This is a genomic window from Paraburkholderia sp. RL18-085-BIA-A, assembly GCF_046027075.1.
GTDB lineage: Bacteria > Pseudomonadota > Gammaproteobacteria > Burkholderiales > Burkholderiaceae > Paraburkholderia.
Genome location: NZ_JARESU010000271.1, coordinates 1 through 5436, shown reverse-complemented (window position 1 = coordinate 5436; position 5436 = coordinate 1). Strand labels below are relative to the sequence as shown.

At 57.0% G+C, this 5436-nt stretch carries 3 protein-coding genes; all 3 read left to right on the top strand.

Features of this window, described 5'->3' with window-relative positions:
- Positions 1–1162: group II intron maturase-specific domain-containing protein (locus tag P0D89_RS50665; RefSeq protein ID WP_408369189.1), on the top strand; the 1162-nt coding region annotated here is incomplete at its 5' end.
- A gap of 66 nt (positions 1163–1228) precedes the next feature.
- Positions 1229–1552 carry a porin gene (locus tag P0D89_RS50660; protein ID WP_408369187.1) on the top strand — a complete coding sequence of 108 codons (324 nt, stop codon included), beginning with the start codon at positions 1229–1231 and terminating at the stop codon, positions 1550–1552.
- 1658 nt (positions 1553–3210) lie between these two features.
- Positions 3211–4362: a porin gene (locus tag P0D89_RS50655; protein WP_408369183.1), complete on the top strand. Its 1152-nt coding sequence runs from the start codon at positions 3211–3213 to the stop codon at positions 4360–4362.
- Positions 4363–5436: the final 1074 nt, after the last annotated feature.

Genomic DNA, 5436 nt, shown 5'->3' with positions numbered 1-5436 from the left:
AGGCGATATCCGGGCATGTTTCGACGAGATCTCCCATTCCTGGTTGATCACCAACGTTCCCACTGATACGGTGATCTTGCGGAAATGGTTGAAGGCGGGATACATCGAAGATCGGCAGCTCTTCGCCACAAACGCAGGGACCCCGCAAGGCGGCATCATCTCACCAGCGATTTCGAATTGGGCGCTCGATGGCCTGCAACACCAGCTAGCGGAGAAGTTTCTCCGTCGCCAGGTTGATGGCAAATGGATTCGCCCCAAAGTCGGTCTGGTGCGCTATGCCGATGACTTTGTGATCACCGGTTACTCGAAAGAGTTGCTGGAAGACGAGGTCAAGCCACTGGTCGAGGCCTTTCTGCAGGAGCGCGGACTGACGCTCTCCCCGGAAAAGACCAGGATCACGCACATCTCGCAAGGGTTCGACTTCCTCGGGCAGAACATTCGAAAATATCCGAACGGCAAGTTACTCATCAAGCCATCAAAAAGGAATGTTCAAACGTTTCTGACGAAGGTGCGCACAGTCATCAAGGACAATGCATCGGCCAAACAGGTCAGTCTCATCGGTCTGCTCAACCCGATCATCGATGGCTGGGCGAACTACCATCGACACGTGGTTTCGAAGGAAGTCTACAGCGCAGTCGACACTGCCATCTGGCAGGCGCTGTGGAAGTGGTGCTGCCGGCGGCATCCGTGCAAGGGCGCACGATGGATCAAAGCGCGATACTTCCATCGCGAAGGAACGCGGTATTGGGTATTTGCCGCGGATACTGGTGAACTAACGGCAGAAGGGAAATCAAGACGATTGCGGCTACGTAAAGCATCTGACGTCCCAATCCGGCGACATACGCAAGTTCGTGGCGACGCCAACCCCTTCGACCCGGCATGGGAACGCTACTTCGAAGACCGTTACGGTTTGAAAATGGTGAACACCCTGTCGGGCCGAGGACAACTGATCCGCCTCTGGTTGGACCAGGAACGGGCTTGCGTCGTATGTCAGCAGCGCATCACAGCGGTGACGGGATGGCACGTTCATCACATCGTTCGTCGTGTGGACGGAGGATCGAGTGCACGGGCCAATCTCGTCATGGTCCATCCCGTCTGCCACCAACAGATCCATAGTCGTGGTCTAACAGTAACGAAACCGGCTTCCAATCGGGGGCTTTGAAAGGCTTGAGCCGTGTGCATTGAAAGGTGCATGCACGGTTCTGAGGGGGCCGCTATGCAGCAATGCATGGCGGCTACCCGACACAACCAGTTGTTCGGTGGCGACTACAAAATTACGCCGACACTTGATATTGCCGCCGGCTTCTCTGATACGCAGCTGATGCAGAGTGCCCACGTTGCAGGTGGCAACCAGCTCGAATACTCGGTGCTGCTCGACTACAACCTGAGCAGACGTACCGACCTCTATGTCGGATACATGTTCTCGAAGTTCAACGGCGCCGATTTCACCGGCTACGAGCCAACGAACTACATTGCGGCAGCTGGCATCCGCACGTTTTTTGAGTGTCATAAGCGGGGCGGTGCCCCGGGCGTGACAAAGGGGCGCCGCTAGTCCGGTGTGCAGTTGCTTAGCAGACGCTCGTCACTCTGGCATGTCAGACCGTTCAGGGTCGATCCTCGACATTCGAAACGCCCGGGGTGTGGTTGCCGAAGGCGCACCAAGCGAACACGCGTCATGAAAAGCTACAGCACCATCTAACCACCTCGCGTGGAACCTCTCACGGGTGACGAACGATGGCCAAGACCTCCGGCCCCTGCGAACGGCGCCCGGCACGGATGCCGAAGGTTCGAAAGCACCCGCCAGGCCGGGACCGTGACGCTGTGAGCCGCTGGCTTGCCGTGCAGGCGCCAACTACTCGCCCCAAGCCGCGAACGGCTCACAATGCCACGGCGATGCGAAGTCGTCAGAAGGCCGGAAAGCAAAACCCGGCGCGGGGCCGGGTTGATTGTCATGCTGCGTGTTCGGCAAGCTCGATCACGTTATCGGTATCCTGCGTGATCGAGCATACGTGTCGCGCCCACGCGGCCATCAACGGTCGCCACTGTTCCAGCAGGTCGGTGCGATGATAGGCCGCTTCGACCTTGTTCGCGACCGTATGGGACCATTCATCCTTGATTCTAACGTCACACCGATCTCCCTCTCCACTGGCGACGATTAATCCTCAACCATCCAAACTACAAATAAGCTCGCCCCGAGAAACAGGCCGACTCCCAAAACCAGTGCGCCGAGAACGATCGGATGTTTTACGCCCAGGAGCCAAAGAGCCGAAAGCCCAATGCCTGCGTAGAGCGACTTTATTGTGCGTTTCTCCACGACTCTCCCGCTCGCCTATGGCGATGAATCAATCAGGCCGCCTCGTTCGGCGGCGCATTTTTTAGCCGTCTCGGCACTTCGTTCTGTGCGCTGAACTTCGGTGTTTCCAACCACGCAGCGAAGTCTGGCTCCCACTGCCTTCCACCCATAGTCGTCCAGGTCGAACTCTTCTTCGATCCGTCCGGAATAGCCGCGCACGTGGCATCGGCGACTCAATCTGGGGCGAGTTGCTCAAGTGACTCGCTACCGCCCACCGCTTACTGCGACACAACCCTAAGTGTAACGATCCGGTCGTTACCCTGTCCTGACCGCAACGTTACAAAACCGTTGTCTTCCAAGGTGTGGGAGCGCAACGTGACAATGTTGTCATCGGCGCGTCAGCTTCGGGTCACGGCCGGTTGCGCAGAATGAAGTCAGCTCATCGTCTCTGGAGGCCTGAGCACGCGCTTCATTCAAAGACAGTGAAGTCGAATTTCTCTTACTTATGAGGCGACTCATCATGAAAAAACTGATCTACGCGGCATGCATTGCCGTTACCACACCGATGCAAAGCAAAAGCGGGCGCTACGCACCCAGCCCTTCGACGCGTAAGAACGCGCGACGTCCGCTCCGACGTTGGGGGGCCTTGCCGCTTTAGTTAGTTATCCATATTAACGCATGTTTGGTCGAACGCGGCACACAAGTTGACAATACCCTTTAACGCTCCCGGCTTGTAAAGATTCGTCATTGCGCACATCGGAAAAAGACTCTTTACGCAATTCGCGTGTCATCACGATTACCTGCCCGGTACACTTCGCGCTGGATTATCAGAACGTTTCGCCGCGGCCATCGGCGCCATGCCCAGGATCGCCAACCGCGCGTTCTGTTTTGTTTCACCATGCAATCTGGAGAAGAACATGAAGAAAACGCTTTTGGCCGCCTCATTGCTGGGCGCGTTTGCGGTCTCGGCGCAAGCTCAAAGCAGCGTGACCCTCTACGGCACGCTGGACGCAGGGCTGGTCTATTCGAATAATCAGTTGGGCCATAGCAACTTTCAGCAGGGAAGCGGGTCCCTGTCGACTACCTTGTTCGGCGTGCGCGGCAATGAAGACCTCGGCGGTGGCCTGCATGCGATTTTCACTTTGGAAAGCGGCTTCAACCTCAACAATGGCGCATTCAAAGAAAACGGCACGATGTTCAACCGTCAGGCTTATGTGGGCCTGAAGAGCGATCAATATGGCCAGATCACGCTGGGTCGCCAATATGATTCGATGGTCGACTATCTCGCCCCGATTTCGGCCGCAGGCTACGGTTATGGCAATAATCTGGCCGCCCACCCGTTCGATAATGACAATCTCGACGGTACTTTCTCGGTTAAGAACTCCGTAAAGTACACGAGCGCGAATTACAACGGCATCCAGTTCGGCGGCTTGTATGGCTTCAGCAATGCGGCCGGCCAGTTCTCGAACAACCGGGCATGGAGCGCGGGCGCTTCGTACCAGAACGGTCCGTTGAATGTCGCGGCCTCGTATTTGCAGTTGAACAATTCCGGCAGCAACAACACCGGTGGCGCGGTCTCGTTCGGCAACGGCGACGCAAACATTGCCGCGGCCCTGCAGCGCACTTATGGCGCCGGTGCGAACTACACGTACGGCCCGGCGACCGTCGGCTTCGTGTACACCCACACGCAGCTCGACAATGTACAAGGCATCAACGTCGGCGGGACGGTCATCGGCGGCATCGGCGGCACGAACCTTCATATGGACAACTATGAACTCAACGGCCGCTACGCATTGACGCCGGCGCTGAGCCTTGCGGCCGCCTACACGTTCACCGACGGCAAGGTCACCGGTTCGAACGGAACGGGCGATCCGAAGTGGCAGACGGCCTCGCTGCAAGGCGACTACGCGTTGAGCAAGCGCACGGACGTGTACCTGGAAGGGGTGTACCAGCACGCCTCGGGTCAGTTGGGATCGCTGGGTGCGAACGTGGCTGCGATCAATACGCTGTCGCCGTCGTCCACCGCCAACCAGACCGCGGTGACGATCGGCATGCGCCATCGCTTCTGAGGCGAATCCGCCATTTCCTGATCGAGCCGCTAGTTAGGAAAGCAACCACAACCGCGCACCGGTCGCAGGTCGGCGCGCGGTTGCGTGCGTTTGCGCGCTGTTCTGTGTGTCGTGGGTTTTCGGTCCTGTTGCCCCTCCCGCTGGCCCTCAGGAGTTTCCTCAAATTGACTGATCATACTATTCGTTTTGCCTGCAGAGCCGATACATCTTCGTGATGTCGTGCAATAGGAGAAAACCGCGCCCGATGACCGTTGGCCGCGCGGTCGGTCATGCTTGCGGTTGTGGTAGCCGCCCACCATGGCAACTCGAGACCAGAAAACGAAGAATTGAGCATGTTAATTGTGTAACCTTGGCAGGTCGTAGGATCTTTGTGGCATCGAATCGCTTCTAGACGTGTCCGTCGCATGTCGGCTATGAAGGACCATTCGCGAGGCGCCGGCGAATGGCTGTTTATCGGCCATTAGCGACTTTCCTGCTGTGTCGTTGCTTGCCGATCGTTGACATTCGCTTTCGAGGTAGCGAATTTGATTTCTACCAGCCGTGGCGACGAATGAATTGGGCCACCTGTTGCGCAACGATCCGGTAACCGCCGGAACTTAGATTCTGACTGTCGACCCGCAGCGACGCCGGCACGACCGGCAGAATAGTGTGCGAGCACCTTGCAGGTCGAGGCATGACAAGGAACGAGTCGGGACTTGCCGCTATGCCGCTAGGGGCAGCTTTAACTATGCCGCATCCTTGACTATGTTCGATTTGGACGGGGCGATCGCAAATTCAAAGGGAATAAACGAAAATGATCGGCATAGTCTAATGGATGTCAGGCTCGCTTTTACGAGAGGCGCAGCAGGTCATGGAGAAGTTGTACCCCGAAAATGCGGTCGCACTCGGCCTGACAGTAAGCTCGCGACGTTTCTCAAGGGTTTTTAGGCATTCAAACTATTCCGATCCTGGCGACCTGAGAATAACGTCCTGCTGGCTCTTTAGCAGCATCATCGTGATCCAATCTCAGCCTGATCGGCATTGCCAGGAATGCGGCATAGTTGCCGAACTTTGCGTCGCGAATCGTTGTTTTTT